We start from the raw sequence: 17,156 nt of genomic DNA, 5'->3' as shown, positions 1-17,156 counted from the left end.
GTTAACTGGCTGTAATATGGGCCAATTCATCCAGTTTTACCTGCAATAACGGCCGGGTTTGTTCACTTGTGGCCAGCGCCTGCTGATAAGCCGCTTTAGCCTGAGCCAATTCACCGGTTAACTGGAGTACGTCGCCTTTCAGCTCTGCCTGCTGAGTTTCAAAGCTGGCTGGCACTGGCATGGCTAACGTGGCCAGGGCGTCAGAATAATTACCCTGTTCGCGCTGCACCCGGGCCAGCCGCAGCTGGGCAATCGCCTGTACTGGTGTATCTTTGGCGTTACTTATCACCCAATTTAAGTGCTCTGCCGCCGTTGCCAGTTGTTGTTGTTCAATGGCTTCACGCGCCGCCAGTAACGCAGCGAATACCGCATAACTGGTATCACTCTGCCCATCAATAAATCCTTTAGCACTGCTCAGCCAGTCGCTGCCTTCAGCTTGCTGTTGTTCCAATAGCTGGCTGTACTGAGCTGATACCTGCTCGGCCTGCTCGCGCTGTTCAGCCTGAAAATAGCGCCAGCCATACAGCCCGGCCAAACCAATGACTACCCCACCGAGAATGGCTTTACCGTAATCATTCCAAAAGCGTTTAATGGCTTCAACCTGTTGTTCTTCGCTACTGTAAATTTCCAATTTTACTACTCCGTAATATCCTGTCTAATCTGCTTTGCCACTACCAGTGCCGGAAGATTATCAGCCTGCCAGTGATAGTCCAATCTGTTTATCTTTATTTAAATCGCTGCTGCCAGTAACTTTGACAGCGCTGCCAACGCCAGCGTTTGCTGTGGCTTATCCTGGCGTAGCCATTTTAACGTTATTTCACCGCGCGCCAGCTCATCATCACCAACAATCAACGCCAGTTCGGCACCCGATTTATCGGCTCGTTTCATTTGTTTTTTCAGGTTGCCACCACCACAGTGCAAGATAACACGTTTTGTCGCCAACTCGCTACGCAGCTGTTGGGCAATCGCAATGGCAGCAAGTTCCGCTGCCTCACCCATAGGCATAATATAAATATCAGCTGTGGTCTCAGGCACGCTGGCCAGCTGCAGGGTTTGCAGCAATAACACCAGCCGCTCCATGCCAAGCGCAAAGCCCACTGCCGGTGTGGCTTTACCACCCAATTGCTCTACCAGGCCATCATAACGACCACCGGCACACACCGTGCCCTGAGCACCCAGCTCGGTAGTTACCCACTCAAATACCGTTTTATTGTAATAATCGAGACCGCGCACCAGGGTGGGGTTGATAGTATAAGCAATCCCGGCCGCATCAAGCCGACGCTTTAACTGCCTGAAGTGATCCGCTGAGTCTTCGTCTAAATAATCACTTAGCTGCGGAGCGTTTGCTACCACCTCTGCCAGTGCCGGGTTCTTTGTATCGAGCACCCTTAGTGGATTGCTGTGCATCCGGCGCAGACTGTCTTCGTCTAACTGCGACTTGTGCTGTTCCAGATACGCTACCAATGCGTCGCGGTAAACAGCCCGGGCCTCATTTGAGCCCAGGGAATTCAGTTGTAAACTGACATAGGGTGCCAGCCCCAGCTGCTGCCATAAATTGGCGGTTAGCATAATAACTTCAGCATCAATATCACTGCTGGCAATACCAAAGGCTTCCAGACCAAACTGATGGAACTGACGATAGCGGCCTTTTTGTGGTCGTTCGTGCCGGAACATCGGTCCCATATACCACAAACGTTGTTCCTGATTATATAACAAGCCATGTTCGTTACCGGCTCTGACACAACAGGCGGTACCTTCCGGCCGTAATGTCAGACTGTCGCCATTACGATCTTCAAAGGTGTACATCTCTTTTTCAACAATATCAGTAACTTCACCGATAGAGCGTTTAAATAACTCCGTCATTTCAACGATAGGAAAACGGATCTCACTGTAGCCAAAACTAGCCACTGTGCTGCGTAATACCTGCTCCAGATGCTGCCACAACGGCGTATCCTGTGGCAGACAATCGTTCATGCCGCGTATTGCCTGAATATTTTTTGCCAAAGTTAAATTCTCACTGCCATGCTTAAAACCGGGCGATTATAAGAGGTGTTATTGAAAACACCAAACCGCATCCGTGTTAATCCAGTTGTTTAATGCCTATCAGCTGCTCGCGAGCAACCAGATACTGCCGTACCTGCTGCTCCAACTGTTCAGCGATGTTGTTATTGTCAAGCCGCAGTTTCTGGCGCTGACCATTTAAATAAAAACCACTTTTGCGGTTAGCACCGGCTACACCTAAATCTGAAATTAATGCTTCGCCAGGCCCATTCACCACGCAGCCAATTACTGACACTGTTAAAGGTTCGACAATATCTTCCAGCCGCTGCTCCAGCTCGTTCATGGTTTTAATAACGTCGAATTCCTGACGGGAGCAGCTGGGGCAGGCAATAAAATTGATACCGCGCTGGCGAATACGCAGTGATTTTAAAATATCAAACGCCACTTTAACCTCTTCCACCGGGTCGGCGGCCAATGAGATCCGTAACGTATCACCAATGCCCTCTGCCAGCAGCATACCTAGACCAATTGCTGATTTAACCGCACCTGCTCTGGCGCCGCCGGCCTCGGTAATACCTAAATGCAGAGGTTGCTTAATTTGCTTGGCCAGTAAACGGTATGCTCCAACCGCCAGAAACACATCTGAGGCTTTTACACTCACTTTAAATTGATCGAAATTAAGCCGGTCCAGAATATCAACATGCCGCATCGCCGACTCCAGCAATGCTTCCGGGCAGGGTTCGGTATATTTCTCCTGAATATCGGCCTCTAACGAACCACCATTGACGCCGATCCGGATCGGGATATTATGATCCCGGGCACTGTCCACTACAGCCCGGATCCGATCTTCCTTGCCGATATTACCCGGGTTTATCCGCAGACAGTCAGCGCCGTACTCCGCTACTTTTAAAGCAATGCGGTAGTCAAAATGAATATCAGCGACCAGCGGGACAGGCGCCTGCTGTTTTATCAGCTTAAACGCTTCTGCCGCTTCCATGGTTGGCACCGAGACCCGCACCAAATCGGCACCGGCAGCCGCGATTGCCCGAATTTGCGCCAGGGTAGCCTCGACATCAGTGGTTCGGGTATTAGTCATCGACTGCACAGCAATAGGGGCGTCGCCACCAATAGGGACGGTACCTACGTGAATTTGGGTGCTAAGACGTCGGGTAATAGGATTGTCAGCAAACATGATTAATCAGATTCCGCCAGGGTGAATTTTGCCACTCTGCCGGCAGGCAGCGATGACATATCAAAAGGTTTATTGTTTAGGGTAATCTGCACCACGCTGGGGTTACCCAGTGTTACTACGAAGGGTGCCTTTCCAGTCACGGTCATCGTATATCCTGCCTCTTTAGTGCCATAGGCGATACGATTACCTTCGGCATCCAGTACGTCAATCCAGCAATTATCGCTGAACGCCATCGTAATCACATCTGCCTGTGCATCCACAGTGGCCGTACTGACGGGCTCCGGATTGGCGTCAACCGCGTTGTCATCAGCCAGATCAGGGGTAGCAACTGTAACATCAGCTTCCTGGCCCAGGTCTGTTAACTCAGCACTGCTATTGGCCGCTGCGGTACTTTGATCCGTCGCAGAGACGATTGTGTTGTCAATTGTTTCCAAGCTGGTTTGCTGCATTGTAGCAGGCTGGCCGGGAGTATTTTCAGCGACAGGACCAGCGGTTTGCCACCACCACAACACCAGCATTAATACTAAAATAAATCCCATGGCATAGGTAACCCACATAAAGCGGTTTTCGGTGGCCTGGAGTTCAGCACGATTTGAAAAAGTACGCATTGGTTTTGCCGGATCTGCGCTGCCCCCATTTTGCTGCTCAAAGGCCAACAATACTTGTTGCTCGGGTAACTTAACCAGCCGGGCGTAAGCCCGCAGATAACCACGAACAAAGGTAACCAGCATCGTACTGTCGAGTTGATCTGTCTCAATTTGTTGTACCAGATTAACCCGCAAATTCAGTTGCAGAGCTACATCAGCAACGCTGAGTTTACGTTGTTCACGGGCCTGGCGTAATAACTGACCAGCCGTCAGTGCTGTTGTCGCTGGAATGTCTGGCGTACTCATGGTTCAATATTGGCCGGGTCGATAACAAGCACCTGCTGACCAACCTGTAACTTGCTTTGTTCAGTCAGGTTGTTCCAGGTCATAAAACGTTCCAGGCGAATATTATACCGGTACGAAATTCCAAACATGGTTTCGCCTGCGGCAACCTGATGGTAAGGCTCTGAAGCATCAACAGGTTCACTGAACTCTGCCAGCCTGGCAACCGTTTGCTGTTGCTGCAACTGCTCATCGTCCACTTCAGCCAGCCAGACCCGCTGGCCGGTTTTAATAACGGATTCAGGAGTCAGCTGGTTCCACTCCATTAATCTGGCCAGCCTGATATTATGCGCCACAGAAATGGCATACAGTGACTCGCCTTCCTGAACGATATGAAATTCTGCCGCCGGCTCCGCAGGGCTGACCTCTGTCACAGCTGTACTTTCTGCTTCAAGCTTTTCTGCTTCAACCTCGGCTGCTGCAATGTCTGCTGCTGAAGCGGTTGATCCTGCCGATGCAGCAACGGTGGCTGCAGCCGGTTCAGCTAATACCGTTTCAACCGGCAGGGTCACCGGTGGTGTTGCTGCTAACACCAGCTGGCTGGCGCTATCCTGCTCAGCTTGTCCGGTTGTTTGCTGCTGGCCCTGATCTGCTGTCAGTTGCTCAGGCGCTGGTGGCTGAGGCTGTTGCTCCGCCGGCTGCTCTGCCGGTTGGTTAGCGGCAATGTCGCCAGCAGCCTGATTATCGGTTTCCCGTTGCTCGGCAGCCAATTTATCAGTAGCTAGTTGCTCTGCTGCTAATTGCTCAGCTCGCTGTTGTTCAGCTAATTGCCTCGCAGCTAATTCGTCAGCTTTTGCCTGTTGCTCTGCTGCCTGTTTTGTTGCCAGTTGCCTTGCGGTCTCGGCGGCTTGCTGGTCTGCACGTTGTTGCGCGGACAGTGCTTCCAGCGCCGCTTCGTCGTCAGCAGTCGGCTGGCTGGTTGCCAGGACGCCGGCTATTGCCTGGCTACTCACTGAACGGGCTGCTGTGGAGGCCTGCTCAGTTTGCGGGCTTGGCATTGCTGTGCCGGAGGAGGAGGCAGGGCTATTGATTTTTTTTTGTGCAGACGTCAGGTTTTGTTCAGCATCGTCAGCAGCGGACTCTGACGTTTTACGCCTGACTACTCTAAGCCTGGGGTTGGCAACAGGGTCAGTTGGCGCTACCGCTACGGCAGCATTATCGGGTAGCACGATGTTTGCCATTAAGCTAAGTTTATATTGCTCGCGCAGCTGTTCAAACTCACTTTCCAGTAGACGTTGCTGCAATAATAAACGGGCTTCAGGGGTATCAATATACAACGTCAGGAGTAGTTGTTCAGCATGCTTCATGGTGCTAACGTCGCCCTGCTTTTCTGCCACCAGATAATTAAGCAGCGTGCTGCGCGCAGATACCCTGCCCAACCGCTGAATCCGTTGCAGCGATGCTTTCGCGCCGACGTTGTCGCCCATGGCATAATTTACGGCAGCCAGATTAATCAACGAGCTGATCCTGGTGCCATTATGAGACACTGACGATTCCAGAAAGGTTTTAGCTTTACTGTAGCCTTGCTGATCTAACTGACACAGTGCCAGATTTTCATAGCTCTCTGCCACCCGGATATAACCCGGCCGGGAAATTGCTTTAAGCAGCAATTCTTCTGCTTCCTGGTACTTACCAATCTGGCACAAAAATGCACCATAATTGTTGTAGGCATCAGCATTATTACTGTCTTTGTCGAGCGCTTTTTTGTAGGCGTCTTCAGCCTGAATATGTTCCCCTACGCTCTGGTAATAAAAAGCCAGTGCGTTGTAAACTTCAGGCAAATCTGGTGCGAAGGCTTTGGCCCGTTCTAAATTGTATTTAGCCTGTGTGGTATCACCACGACGTAAATAATTTAAACCCAGAGAAATTCGGGTGCGGGCAGCTTCACTATTATCAAGGCTTCGCTCACCAACCTGGCGGTCAGAACCGACATAGCTGCTTTCTGACACACACGCCGTCAGGGTTAACGACACACAGAGTGCGAGCCCTACCGAAAATTTCTGCATTACCACTGGTCATCCCTTGGGTTACGGCAGCATTTTAACCAGAATGCTCTGGCCTTTCTGCTGCTTCTTTATCAGTCTTTTGGTTCGATCAATCACATCACCTACCAACTGGCCACAGGCTGCGTCGATATCATCGCCCCGGGTTTTCCGTACCATAACAGTAAAACCGTGTTGTTGTAACACCTTGTTAAAACGGTCAATCCGCGAGTTGCTGGATCTTTTATAAGGCGAGCCAGGATACGGATTAAAGGGGATCAGATTAATCTTTGCCGGCGTATCTTGCAATGCCTGCGCTAACTCATGCGCCTGTTCCATGCTATCGTTGATACCGTCGAGCATAACATACTCTACTGTGACCTTGTCATTGGCTTTAGAGTTCTCGACATAACGACGTGAGGCCGCTAAAAACTGCTCCATCGGATATTTTTTATTCACCGGCACCAGCTCATCGCGCAAGGCATTATTCGGTGCATGCAATGAAATGGCCAGCGCCACATCAATTCGCTCACGCAATAAATCCAGTGCAGGCACTACTCCGGAAGTACTTAAGGTAACCCGACGCTTCGACAAACCAAAGCCGTAATCTTCCAGCATCAGCTCCATCGCCGGTACCACGTTGTTCAGGTTTAACAGTGGCTCGCCCATGCCCATCATCACGACGTTAGTAACCGGTTTTTCGCCGGTATCGCCGTAACTGCCAATAATCTGCGCTACCCGCCATACCTGGCCGATAATTTCACTGACACTTAGATTACGGTTAAAACCCTGTTGGGCGGTCGAGCAAAAAGTACAATCCAGCGCACAACCAACCTGCGATGACACACAAAGTGTGCGGCGGTCTTTTTCCGGGATCCAGACAGTTTCCACTTCCTGGCCACCGGCTAAACCCATCACAAACTTAATGGTGCCATCGGTGCTGTCTTGCCGGGTCACCACCACAGGTGCAGCGATCACGGCCAGCGTTTTTAATTTATCGCGCAATGTTTTATTGATATTGGTCATTTTGTCGAAGTCATCAACGCAATAGTGGTAAATCCATTTCATCACCTGATCGGCCCGAAATGGTTTCTCACCCAGGGCCACAAAAAACTCCTGCATTTGAGCACGGGTAAAATCTAACAAATTTACCTGGTTTACCGGCTTGTTCATACCCTGATAACTCCTGCTGACACCTATCAATAACTCACTTTAACTATTAAAATCTATATCTTGCTAAGACAGAAAAGGGGCTGACGCCCCTTTTCCTTCAGCCAATACAGCTAACACTTACCCAATATTAACGGGTACGGCTGCACAGCTCAGCTTCGGTGAAGAAGAAAGCAATTTCACGGGCCGCAGATGCTGCTGCGTCAGAACCGTGTACTGCATTTTCATCAATGCTGTCAGCATAATCAGCGCGTAAAGTACCAGCTAAGGCATCTTTCGGGTTAGTTGCACCCATGATTTCGCGGTTTTTGCGTACAGCGTCTTCGCCTTCCAGCACCTGAACCATTACCGGACCCGATGTCATAAAGCTAACCAGTGCTTTAAAAAATGGACGCTCTTTGTGCTCGCCATAGAAGCCTTCCGCTTGTTCCTGGCTTAAGTGTAGCATTTTAGAAGCCACAATCTTAAGGCCGGCAGACTCAAAACGGTGATAAATAGCACCGATCAGGTTCTTCGCTACGGCATCTGGTTTAACGATTGAAAAAGTACGTTCTAAGGCCATGTCAGGCTCCTGTAATTAAAGGTTTAAAATTTTAAGGCGGCAAATTATACGCTAATTACCGGAAAAAACATACCGTGCCAACTATTTCGCCTTAGTGACCTTCACTTACCATATTGACGGTATATTTCGGGATCTCGACCACCAAATCTTCGTCTGCAATCCTGGCCTGGCAACCGAGGCGTGATTCGGGTTCCAAGCCCCAGGCTTTATCCAGCATATCATCTTCCAGCTCATCGCTTTCATTCAGCGAAAAAAAGCCTTCGCGAACGATGACATGACAAGTGGTGCAGGCACAGGATTTTTCACAGGCATGCTCGATAGCAATGCCATTTTTTAATGCGACATCCAGCACAGTGTCGCCAACACTGGCATCCAGTGCGGCACCTTTGGGGCATAATTCCGCATGGGGTAAAAATACTATCTTGGGCATGATTAAACCTCGTCGACTTTATGGCCCTGCAAGGCCTGCCGGATTGATTTATCCATGCGCCTGGCAGCAAAGTCATCTGTTAAAGTATTGGTATGTTCAATGGCAGCTTTTATCGCTGCCGTATCGTCTTGCTGCCGCACTTCGGCTAATGTTGCCAGCGCTGCATTAATGTCGGCTAATTCGTCAGCGTCAAGCAGGGCACCGTCATGTTGTACTGCGGCAGTAACGGCTTCAAGCACCCGGTCAGCTTCTACCTGTTGTTCACGCAGCAGTCGCCGTTGCATGTCCTGCCGGGCATGCTGCATTGAACCGCTGATCATTCCGGCTACCTGTTCATCCGTTAAACCATAAGAGGGCTTAACCTGAATACCTGCAGCAACGCCGGTTGACTTCTCTTCTGCGCTGACGCTGAGCAAGCCGTCGGCATCAACCTGAAAGGTTACCCGGATATGCGCGCCACCCGCTGGCATAGGAGGAATACCACGTAATTCAAAACGCGCCAGTGAGCGACAGTCTTCAACCAACTCACGCTCGCCCTGCAACACGTGAATCGCCATCGCAGTCTGACCGTCTTTAAAGGTGGTAAATTCCTGAGCACGGCTAACCGGGATCACGGTATTGCGTGGTATCACTTTTTCGGTCAGGCCTCCCATGGTTTCCAGCCCCAGCGATAAGGGGATTACATCCAGCAGCAAGGTCTCGTGTTCGGCTTTATTACCCACCAGCACATTGGCCTGAATTGCCGCGCCCAGCGCCACTACTTTATCCGGGTCGATTGAGGTTAACGGCTTAGTAGCAAAAAATTGCCCCACCTCAGTGCGTACCAGTGGTACCCGGGTAGACCCACCTACCATCACTACGTTTGCCACTTCGTCCGGGGTTAACCCGGCATCGCGCAGCACCTGACGGCAACTGCGGATGGTCTTCTTAATCATCGGGCCAGCCAGCTGCTCAAATTCACCGCGGCTAAGCGTGCCTGATACCTGCTGTTCATCAGCGCTAAAGGCATAATCTGCATTCGGGCTGTCTGTCAGCTGTTCTTTTAACTTGCGGGCGACAGTCAAATACTGGCGCCTGGCGGTATGGCTCAACTGCTGCTGGCCACTTTTTTGCTGCAACCAACCAACAATAGCCTGGTCAAAGTCATCACCACCGAGTGCCGAATCACCACCGGTAGCCAATACTTCAAATACACCGCGCTTTAACCGCAAGATAGAAATATCAAAGGTGCCGCCACCTAAATCGTAAACGGCAATAATCCCTTCCTGGCCGGAATCCAGGCCATAAGCCAGTGCCGCCGCGGTTGGCTCATTTAATAATCTGAGAACATTAAGACCGGCTAGTTTAGCGGCATCTTTAGTGGCCTGGCGCTGGGCATCATCAAAATAGGCTGGCACGGTAATCACCACGCCATTCAATTCCCCTCCCAGCACCTGGCTGGCGGTGTCGGCCAGTGTAGCCAGAATTTCTGCTGAAACTTCAACCGGGTTTTTTACCCCATCGCGGGTGGCCACTGCAGCCAGTCCACCCTGATCGATTAACTGATAAGGCAACAACTCCGCCAAGGGCAGGGTTTCGGCATAACCTTTACCCATCAGTCGTTTAATCGAGAATATAGTATTGCTGGCGTCTGCTGCTGCTGCAGCAACGGCCTGTTGGCCAACGTCAGTTCTATCCGGACCGTAACGGACAACTGAGGGAATCATATCGTTGCCTGCCACATTACTAAGGGTGCTGGCCTGGCCGCTGCGTACCGTGGCAACTAAAGAATTGGTAGTACCTAAATCGATACCGGCTGCCAGTTTATGGTGATGGGGCGCGGCACTCTGGCCGGGCTCTGCAATCTGTAATAACGCCATAGCTTAATTTAGTCTTGTAATTGCTGTTCGATTAACTCCAGCTCATGCTGTAGTTTAAAGAAAAATTTGAGTTTACGCACCAGTTCCGCTGCCTGCTGGTTTTGCTCAGCTGTGTTGGCATCCAAGGTTGCTGCCAGCTGCTTTAGCAGAACTTTGCGTTGCTGCTGCAATTGCTGCTCTACCGCCATAATAGCGCTATCCGGATCAGCACTGCTGCTGATTTCCTCCAACTGTTCCCGCAACTCCATCTGCTGCATTAAAAACACCGGGTCGGTAAAACTGCGCTGCTCATGACTTATCTTTAAACCACGAAGCGCCAGCAGATGTTCAGCCCGCAGCAGCGGTTGTTTCAGGCTATGGTAGGCATCGTTTATATTGGCAGTTTGCTGAACCGACATTAAGCGGTCACGATTGGAGGCGGCCGCGTACTTATCGGGGTGAAATTTGCGCTGTAGTGCCAAATAACGTGAACCCAATTCAGTTAAGTCCAGCTCGAAGGTCGCCGGCAAATCAAATAACTGAAAATAATTCATGCAATATTGGCCCTACAGCAGTCAGAGTAATTAAACGGTAAAGCTTTCGCCGCAGCCACATTCGCCGTTAACATTTGGGTTTTTAAACTGAAAGCCTTCATTCAGGCCCTCTTTCACAAAATCCAGCTGGGTGCCATCGATGTACACCAGGCTTTTGCCGTCGACAATCAGTTTCAGGCCGTGCTCTTCAAATACCTGATCATCATCGTTCAGCGCATCGACAAACTCCAGCACATAGGCCAGGCCGGAGCAGCCAGTGGTTTTTACCCCAACCCGCAAGCCCAGACCTTTACCGCGATTTTGCAGAAAGTTACGCACTCTTTCAGCTGCCGCTGTGGTCATCGATATTGCCATACTGCTTTAACCCCCGCGCTTTTGCTTGTAATCGGCAATCGCTGCTTTAATGGCATCTTCCGCCAGAATAGAGCAGTGAATTTTCACCGGTGGCAATGCCAGCTCGTGGGCAATATCGGTATTTTTAATCTGTTGCGCTTCATCCAGGCTTTTGCCTTTAACCCACTCTGTTACCAGTGAGCTGGAGGCAATAGCGCTGCCACAGCCATAAGTTTTGAACTTGGCATCTTCAATAATACCCAGCTCATTCACTTTGATTTGCAGTTTCATTACGTCACCACAGGCCGGCGCGCCAACCATGCCGGTTGCGATGCTTGGGTCATCTTTGGCAAAAGAACCCACATTACGTGGATTTTCATAATGATCGATTACTTTATTGCTGTAAGCCATGATCTGTTACCTCGTTGGGCCGGATTGCACTTAATGCGCTACCCATGCCACTGTGTTTAAATCAATACCGTCTTTGAACATATCCCATAACGGTGACATTTCACGTAGTTTATCAATCGCCTGATGGACAATCTTAATGGTATGGTCAATTTGCGCTTCAGTAGTAAACCGACCAATACTGAACCGGATAGAACTATGGGCCAGTTCATCATTTAAACCCAGTGCCCTTAGCACATAAGAAGGCTCTAAACTGGCAGACGTACAGGCCGAGCCTGATGACACCGCAATATCCTTCAATGCCATGATCAGTGATTCACCTTCAACAAAGTTAAAGCTGATATTGGTGATGCCCGGCACTCTTGGCGCGCTGTCCCCATTTAAATAAACTTGTTCGATATCTTTAATGCCATCCCACAAGCGATCACGCAACGTAGTGATACGTTCGCGCTCGGCGGCCATTTCTTCTTTGGCTAACCGGAATGCTTCGCCCATGGCCGCGATTTGATGCGGCGCCAGGGTGCCTGAACGCATGCCGCGCTCATGACCACCACCGTGAGTTTGCGCTTCTAAGCGGATACGCGGTTTACGCCGCACATACAATGCACCTATGCCTTTCGGACCATAGGTTTTGTGGCCGGAAAACGACATTAAGTCGACCTTCAGGTTTTGCAGATCGATATCCACTTTACCGGTTGCCTGCGCAGCATCGACATGAAAAACAATGCCTTTACTGCGACATAATTCACCAATGGCCGCTATATCCTGAATAACGCCAATTTCGTTATTCACAAACATAATACTTACCACTGAAGTTTCCGGACGCATTGCCGCTTCTAATTTGACAAGATCAACCAGGCCGTTACTTTCCACATCCAGATACGTAACTTCAAAACCTTCACGTTCAAGCTGACGCATGGTATCCAGCACGGCTTTGTGTTCAGTTTTAGCGGTAATTAAATGCTTGCCCTTTTTCTTGTAAAACTGGGCTGCCCCTTTAATTGCCAGGTTGTTTGATTCGGTTGCGCCAGAAGTAAACACGATTTCCCGCGGGTCAGCATTGACCAGCTCAGCTATCTGGCTGCGGGCAATTTCCACAGACTCTTCCGCTTGCCAGCCAAACCGGTGAGAACGTGACGCCGGGTTACCAAACTCGCCATCCATCGTCAGGTACTGCATCATTTTTTCGGCCACACGCGGGTCAACCGGGGTGGTTGCCGCATAATCCAGATAAATAGGTAGCTTCATTGTTGGCTCCGTATTGCGCTTACAGCTGGCAACTGACTTTAATGTCAGTTGCAGGATTTTTAACATTGCGACTGTTCTGCCGCTGTGCAATTGTTTGCACGTCTTGCTGGCTAACTAGTGCCGCCAGGCTGATATTGGTCAGAAAGTCTTCTATCCGGTGACTTAAATCATGCCACAAAGTGTGCGTCAGGCATTTTGCACCGCTCTGGCAATCAGATTTTCCCTGACAGCGTGTGGCATCCACTGATTCGTCTACTGCCGCAATTACTGCAGAAATAGAAATCGATTCAGGCGCCAGCCCCAGCTGGTAACCGCCGCCCGGACCACGCACACTGCTGACTAAACCCTGTTTACGCAAGCGAGCGAATAATTGTTCAAGATAAGATAAAGAAATACCCTGCCGCTCAGAAATATCGGCCAGCGGCACCGGACCCTGCCCTGCATGCAATGCTACATCAAGCATGGCAGTAACCGCATAGCGACCTTTAGAGGTTAATCTCATATCAAGCTCCCTGACTTCATGGCAGCTATTGTACAATCCTGACTGTTTTAGTCAAGTATATATCCTAGTAAGCTGGTCAGGTATTCACTGTCACGGCGCCACTAAATACCGGGATCAAACGCTTCAACTTCTTTGCGTCGTTGTTCTGCAGCCTGCAGTTCGGCCCGCTTAAAGTCTTCTTCGGGTAAATCCAGCTCGGGCATTTCAGCACAGACATTGCCCCCCAGACTATTGACGCTGTTACATAACTCAGCCACTTTATTGTCTAACAAATGAATATGATCCAGCAAGGTGCCAATTGCACTGGCAACCGGGTCAGGGTTCTCAGCGGAAACCGCATAGGCATCAAAGCCAAATTTCTTTGCCAGATGCTGGCGCTGCTCGCTCACTTCTGCCGCTACTTTAGCAACGATGCGTCCCGGAATACCCACCACAGTGGCCCCCGCTGGCACATCGCGAACCACAACAGCATTTGAGCCGATGCGGGCGTTCTCTCCAACCATCAAGGGCCCCAGCACTTTGGCTCCTGCACCAATTACCACGCCATTGGCCAGAGTAGGATGGCGCTTACCCGGATTCCAACTTGTACCGCCCAGCGTTACCCCATGATACAGGGTGCAGTCATCACCAATTTCCGCCGTTTCACCAATCACCACGCCCATGCCATGGTCAATAAAAAAGCGCCGGCCGATTTTCGCGCCCGGATGAATTTCCACCCCGGTTAGCCAGCGGGCAATCGTACTTAAAAAGCGTGCCAGCCATTTAATGTTTGCCCGCCACAGCTTGTGATTAAGCCGGTGCCACCAAATGGCATGCAACCCCGGATAATTAGTTAGTACCTCAAAGGTACTACGTGCAGCCGGATCACGGTCAAACACACTTTTTATATCTTCTCTGATACCCGTGAACATCGCCTTACTCCTTATGAGTATTGCTATCAAGCTTTTCCAGACGCTGCATCGAAGTCAGTATACCCCGCAGAATATTGTACTCAGCCTCTTCTGGCCGCGCCCGGTTAAACAACCGCTTTAATTTGGTCATCACCACACCTGGGTGCTGCTTAATAATAAAACCGGTATGTTGCAGGGCAACTTCAAGATGCTGGTAAAAATTTTCCATTTGCGCTGAACTTGGATAAGCCGTCAGCTCGGTATCGGGAGAGACTGATTGATGTTCCAGATAGGCCATTCGTAACTCATAGCACACGATTTGTACTGCCATAGCCAGGTTGAGCGAGCTGTATTGTGGGTTAGCTGCAATACAGACATGATAATTACAAAGCTGCAGCTCTTCATTACTCAGGCCACTGGATTCACGGCCAAATACCACCGCCACTGGTTGCTTACTTTGAGCGACGGCTAACTGCGCACATTCTCTGGGTTCCAGCATTGGCCAGCTTAAGGTGCGGGAGCGGGCACTACTGCCCACCACCAGGGCACAATCAGCCACGGCTTCAGCCAGAGAATCAAAAGTAGTGGCACTGGCCAGAATATCACTGGCCCCGGCTGCCAGGGCGTAAGCCTGGCCATCAGGCGCAGTTTTTGGCGCCACCAGACATAACTGTGACAGCCCCATGGTTTTCATTGCCCGGGCCACCGAGCCAATGTTGCCGGTATGAGTCGTTCCTACCAGCACCACTTTTATATTGTCTAAGGCAGACGCCACATTACTGTCCACAGAGAAACTGTCCATAACAGAAAACCCGATAAGGCTTAATCAAAAAGGCTGGCATTCTAGCATAGGCCTTACCATTTGTTGATTGAAATTTAGCAGTCTGGCCATCTAAATGCGTCTATCGCCTATTATCGATAATCACTGCAATTCGGCGACTGCTTTGCTAAACTAGCGCGACTTTTAACAAAGAGAGCCTGAAGATGAAAACACTTAGCAAAGTTATAACGTTATCAGCAATACTCTTGGCCCTGCCGGTTCTGGCAGATAGCACCACCGATGCGCTGCAACAAGCAGCAGATCATCATGTCCGCAGCGAACAAAACAAAAACCGTGACCAATATCGCCATCCGGTGCAAACCCTGGCATTTTTTGAAGTGACACCCAACAGCACTGTTGTTGAAATATCCCCAGGCGGCGGCTGGTACACTGAAATTCTGGCACCATTGCTGGCAGCGCATGGTAAATATTATGCCGCGCATTTTCCTGCCGATAGCAGTTCCGATTATTACAAAAGAAACCTGGCAGCATTTAAAGAAAAACTGGCAGCTAATCCTATCTACAGCCGGGTAGAGCTGACAGCCTTTGCTCCAGGCAACAGCGGTGATATTGCCCCTGCCGGCAGTGCAGATGTGGTTCTGACTTTCCGTAACCTGCACAACTGGTACGGTCAGGGTGGTGATGAGGCCATGGTGACCATTTTTAAAGATTTCTATACTGCATTAAAGCCAGGTGGCGTGCTGGGGGTAGTTGAGCACCGCTTACCGGCTGATCAAGCCGACGGCGACTGGACCAAAAGTGGTTATTTTCCGCAGCAACTGGCCATAACCCTGGCAGAGCAAGCCGGTTTTGTACTGGAACAAAGCAGCGAGATAAATGCCAATCCTAAAGATACCGCAGAACATCCGCGTGGTGTCTGGACACTGCCACCCGTGATGCGGCTGGGAGAGGAAGACAAAGCAAAATATCAGGCGATTGGTGAGAGCGATCGTATGACCTTAAAGTTTCGTAAACCTGTTGCACAATAAACGGAAATCCCGATGAAAGTATTGGTAATTGGCGGCGGCGGCCGCGAACATGCCCTGGCCTGGAAGGCAGCGCAATCTCCTCTGGTCAGCCAGGTCTTCGTGGCACCCGGCAATGCCGGCACCGCCCGTGAGGCAAACCTGCACAATGTCGATATTGCCGCCGATGATGTGGCGGCGTTACTGGCGTTTGCCAGTGAACAGCAAATTGAGCTGACTATTGTTGGGCCTGAAGCCCCACTGGCCAAGGGTGTGGTTGATATTTTCCGCAAAAATGGCCTGGCGATTTTTGGTCCTACTCAGGCTGCCGCGCAGTTGGAAAGCTCGAAAGCCTTTGCCAAAGACTTTCTGGCCCGCCATCACATTCCCACCGCCGCTTATCAAAACTTTACCGACATTGCCCCGGCCAAAGCCTTTGTCAAACAACTGGGCACGCCTATTGTGATTAAAGCGGACGGCCTGGCTGCCGGTAAAGGCGTTATTATTGCCCAAACCGAAGCAGAGGCCTTTGCTGCAGTTGACGATATGCTGGCTGGGAATAAATTTGGTGATGCCGGCAGCCGGGTAGTGATTGAAGAGTTTTTACACGGCGAAGAGGCGTCTTTTATCGTGATGGTCGACGGCGAACATGCCTTGGCCTTTGCTTCATCGCAAGATCATAAAGCCCGTGACAATGGCGACAAAGGCCCTAATACCGGTGGTATGGGGGCCTATTCACCCGCACCCGTGGTAACCCCTGACGTTCACGACTGGGTAATGCAGCAAGTTATTTATCCAACGGTACGGGGCATGGCTGCCGAGGGCAATGTGTTTACCGGTTTTTTATATGCCGGGTTGATGATAGCGCCAGACGGCTCAGCCAAGGTACTGGAGTTCAACTGTCGCTTTGGTGATCCGGAAACTCAGCCGATTATGCTGCGGCTGGAATCTGATCTGGTTGCATTATGCCAGGCAGCGGTTGCCGGTAAACTTGACCAGACAACAATTAACTTCACAGAGCAGGCGGCTGTGGGCGTGGTACTGGCAGCAGGGGGTTACCCGGATAGCTATGCCAAAGGCGCAGAAATTCAAGGGCTGGATGGTATTGATACCAATGTTGCTAAAGTGTTTCATGCCGGTACAGCGCTTAAAGATAGTAAAGTGCTGACTAACGGTGGGCGGGTACTTTGTGCCACTGCCCTGGGGGCAAATGTCAGCGCCGCACAGCAGGCAGCATATCAGCTGGCCAGTCATATCAGCTGGGACGGCATGTTTTACCGCAGCGATATCGGTTATCGGGCAGTAGCTCGTGAACAAAAACAATAAGGTTAA

The 17,156-nt window shown here is 50.6% G+C and carries 18 protein-coding genes; 2 read left to right on the top strand and 16 right to left on the bottom strand.

The features are described from left to right. Position 1: 1 nt before the first annotated feature. The 16 genes from B2Q61_RS07510 to trmJ form a co-directional block, all read right to left on the bottom strand. A complete protein-coding gene (locus tag B2Q61_RS07510; protein ID WP_290619105.1) occupies positions 2–631 on the bottom strand; it encodes a YfgM family protein in 630 nt (209 codons plus the stop codon). 98 nt (positions 632–729) lie between these two features. Next, positions 730–2,004: a histidine--tRNA ligase gene (gene hisS / locus B2Q61_RS07505; protein ID WP_290619107.1), complete on the bottom strand. Its 1,275-nt coding sequence runs from the start codon at positions 2,002–2,004 to the stop codon at positions 730–732. A gap of 76 nt (positions 2,005–2,080) precedes the next feature. Next, positions 2,081–3,193: a flavodoxin-dependent (E)-4-hydroxy-3-methylbut-2-enyl-diphosphate synthase gene (gene ispG, locus B2Q61_RS07500; RefSeq protein ID WP_290619109.1), complete on the bottom strand. Its 1,113-nt coding sequence runs from the start codon at positions 3,191–3,193 to the stop codon at positions 2,081–2,083. Between the two features lie 2 nt (positions 3,194–3,195). After that, complete coding sequence (locus B2Q61_RS07495) at positions 3,196–4,086, bottom strand: RodZ domain-containing protein (RefSeq protein WP_290619112.1); 891 nt, start codon at positions 4,084–4,086, stop codon at positions 3,196–3,198. Beyond that, the gene (gene pilW / locus B2Q61_RS07490) at positions 4,083–6,128 is read right to left on the bottom strand and encodes a type IV pilus biogenesis/stability protein PilW (protein ID WP_290619115.1); all 2,046 of its coding nucleotides are present in this window, start codon (positions 6,126–6,128) and stop codon (positions 4,083–4,085) included. Before pilW ends, B2Q61_RS07495 begins: the two co-directional genes overlap by 4 nt. Before the next feature lie 21 nt (positions 6,129–6,149). Continuing rightward, positions 6,150–7,277, bottom strand: coding sequence for a bifunctional tRNA (adenosine(37)-C2)-methyltransferase TrmG/ribosomal RNA large subunit methyltransferase RlmN (locus B2Q61_RS07485; protein ID WP_290619117.1), 1,128 nt, complete (start codon positions 7,275–7,277; stop codon positions 6,150–6,152). Between the two features lie 127 nt (positions 7,278–7,404). Continuing rightward, the gene (gene ndk, locus B2Q61_RS07480; protein ID WP_290613379.1) at positions 7,405–7,836 is read right to left on the bottom strand and encodes a nucleoside-diphosphate kinase; all 432 of its coding nucleotides are present in this window, start codon (positions 7,834–7,836) and stop codon (positions 7,405–7,407) included. Between the two features lie 91 nt (positions 7,837–7,927). Next, on the bottom strand, positions 7,928–8,266 hold the full coding sequence (fdx, locus tag B2Q61_RS07475) for an ISC system 2Fe-2S type ferredoxin (protein WP_290619119.1): 339 nt from the start codon (positions 8,264–8,266) through the stop codon (positions 7,928–7,930). Positions 8,267–8,268: 2 nt separating this feature from the next. Then, complete coding sequence (gene hscA, locus B2Q61_RS07470; RefSeq protein WP_290619121.1) at positions 8,269–10,125, bottom strand: Fe-S protein assembly chaperone HscA; 1,857 nt, start codon at positions 10,123–10,125, stop codon at positions 8,269–8,271. Between the two features lie 8 nt (positions 10,126–10,133). Further along, positions 10,134–10,658 (bottom strand): co-chaperone HscB, encoded by a 525-nt coding sequence (gene hscB / locus B2Q61_RS07465; protein WP_290619123.1) that lies wholly within the window; start codon positions 10,656–10,658, stop codon positions 10,134–10,136. 30 nt (positions 10,659–10,688) lie between these two features. Next, a complete protein-coding gene (gene iscA, locus B2Q61_RS07460; protein WP_290619125.1) occupies positions 10,689–11,012 on the bottom strand; it encodes an iron-sulfur cluster assembly protein IscA in 324 nt (107 codons plus the stop codon). Between the two features lie 6 nt (positions 11,013–11,018). Beyond that, on the bottom strand, positions 11,019–11,402 hold the full coding sequence (gene iscU, locus B2Q61_RS07455) for a Fe-S cluster assembly scaffold IscU (protein ID WP_290619127.1): 384 nt from the start codon (positions 11,400–11,402) through the stop codon (positions 11,019–11,021). Positions 11,403–11,432: 30 nt separating this feature from the next. Beyond that, on the bottom strand, positions 11,433–12,647 hold the full coding sequence (locus B2Q61_RS07450; RefSeq protein ID WP_290619130.1) for an IscS subfamily cysteine desulfurase: 1,215 nt from the start codon (positions 12,645–12,647) through the stop codon (positions 11,433–11,435). 19 nt (positions 12,648–12,666) lie between these two features. Beyond that, positions 12,667–13,149, bottom strand: a complete 483-nt coding sequence (iscR, locus tag B2Q61_RS07445) for a Fe-S cluster assembly transcriptional regulator IscR (RefSeq protein WP_290619134.1) — start codon at positions 13,147–13,149, stop codon at positions 12,667–12,669. Positions 13,150–13,250: 101 nt separating this feature from the next. Further along, a complete protein-coding gene (gene cysE / locus B2Q61_RS07440) occupies positions 13,251–14,060 on the bottom strand; it encodes a serine O-acetyltransferase (protein WP_290619136.1) in 810 nt (269 codons plus the stop codon). Positions 14,061–14,064: 4 nt separating this feature from the next. Beyond that, on the bottom strand, positions 14,065–14,841 hold the full coding sequence (trmJ, locus tag B2Q61_RS07435) for a tRNA (cytosine(32)/uridine(32)-2'-O)-methyltransferase TrmJ (protein ID WP_290619138.1): 777 nt from the start codon (positions 14,839–14,841) through the stop codon (positions 14,065–14,067). Positions 14,842–15,023: 182 nt separating this feature from the next. Between trmJ and B2Q61_RS07430 the strand changes: the two genes are divergently transcribed. Together B2Q61_RS07430 and purD are read left to right on the top strand one after the other, a co-directional pair. After that, complete coding sequence (locus tag B2Q61_RS07430) at positions 15,024–15,848, top strand: class I SAM-dependent methyltransferase (protein WP_290619139.1); 825 nt, start codon at positions 15,024–15,026, stop codon at positions 15,846–15,848. A 12-nt stretch (positions 15,849–15,860) separates the two neighbouring features. Next, positions 15,861–17,150, top strand: a complete 1,290-nt coding sequence (gene purD, locus B2Q61_RS07425; RefSeq protein WP_290619141.1) for a phosphoribosylamine--glycine ligase — start codon at positions 15,861–15,863, stop codon at positions 17,148–17,150. The last annotated feature ends 6 nt before the right edge of the window (positions 17,151–17,156 follow it).

This window comes from Arsukibacterium sp. UBA5043 (genome assembly GCA_002415085.1).
Taxonomy (GTDB): Bacteria; Pseudomonadota; Gammaproteobacteria; order Enterobacterales; family Alteromonadaceae; genus Alishewanella.
The sequence above is the reverse complement of the archived record's forward strand: the minus strand, read 5'-3'. Positions and strand labels throughout refer to the sequence as shown.

What these genes read in the sequence shown, in the direction of transcription:
- ispG (WP_290619109.1), bottom strand. Translation starts at nt 3,193, where the DNA reads ATGTTTGCTGACAATCCTATTACCCGACGTCTTAGCACCCAAATTCAC.
- purD (WP_290619141.1), top strand. Translation starts at nt 15,861, where the DNA reads ATGAAAGTATTGGTAATTGGCGGCGGCGGCCGCGAACATGCCCTGGCC.
- B2Q61_RS07430 (WP_290619139.1), top strand. Translation starts at nt 15,024, where the DNA reads ATGAAAACACTTAGCAAAGTTATAACGTTATCAGCAATACTCTTGGCC.
- ndk (WP_290613379.1), bottom strand. Translation starts at nt 7,836, where the DNA reads ATGGCCTTAGAACGTACTTTTTCAATCGTTAAACCAGATGCCGTAGCG.
- fdx (WP_290619119.1), bottom strand. Translation starts at nt 8,266, where the DNA reads ATGCCCAAGATAGTATTTTTACCCCATGCGGAATTATGCCCCAAAGGT.
- iscR (WP_290619134.1), bottom strand. Translation starts at nt 13,149, where the DNA reads ATGAGATTAACCTCTAAAGGTCGCTATGCGGTTACTGCCATGCTTGAT.
- hscB (WP_290619123.1), bottom strand. Translation starts at nt 10,658, where the DNA reads ATGAATTATTTTCAGTTATTTGATTTGCCGGCGACCTTCGAGCTGGAC.
- trmJ (WP_290619138.1), bottom strand. Translation starts at nt 14,841, where the DNA reads ATGGACAGTTTCTCTGTGGACAGTAATGTGGCGTCTGCCTTAGACAAT.
- pilW (WP_290619115.1), bottom strand. Translation starts at nt 6,128, where the DNA reads ATGCAGAAATTTTCGGTAGGGCTCGCACTCTGTGTGTCGTTAACCCTG.
- B2Q61_RS07485 (WP_290619117.1), bottom strand. Translation starts at nt 7,277, where the DNA reads ATGAACAAGCCGGTAAACCAGGTAAATTTGTTAGATTTTACCCGTGCT.
- iscA (WP_290619125.1), bottom strand. Translation starts at nt 11,012, where the DNA reads ATGGCAATATCGATGACCACAGCGGCAGCTGAAAGAGTGCGTAACTTT.
- cysE (WP_290619136.1), bottom strand. Translation starts at nt 14,060, where the DNA reads ATGTTCACGGGTATCAGAGAAGATATAAAAAGTGTGTTTGACCGTGAT.
- B2Q61_RS07450 (WP_290619130.1), bottom strand. Translation starts at nt 12,647, where the DNA reads ATGAAGCTACCTATTTATCTGGATTATGCGGCAACCACCCCGGTTGAC.
- iscU (WP_290619127.1), bottom strand. Translation starts at nt 11,402, where the DNA reads ATGGCTTACAGCAATAAAGTAATCGATCATTATGAAAATCCACGTAAT.
- B2Q61_RS07495 (WP_290619112.1), bottom strand. Translation starts at nt 4,086, where the DNA reads ATGAGTACGCCAGACATTCCAGCGACAACAGCACTGACGGCTGGTCAG.
- hscA (WP_290619121.1), bottom strand. Translation starts at nt 10,125, where the DNA reads ATGGCGTTATTACAGATTGCAGAGCCCGGCCAGAGTGCCGCGCCCCAT.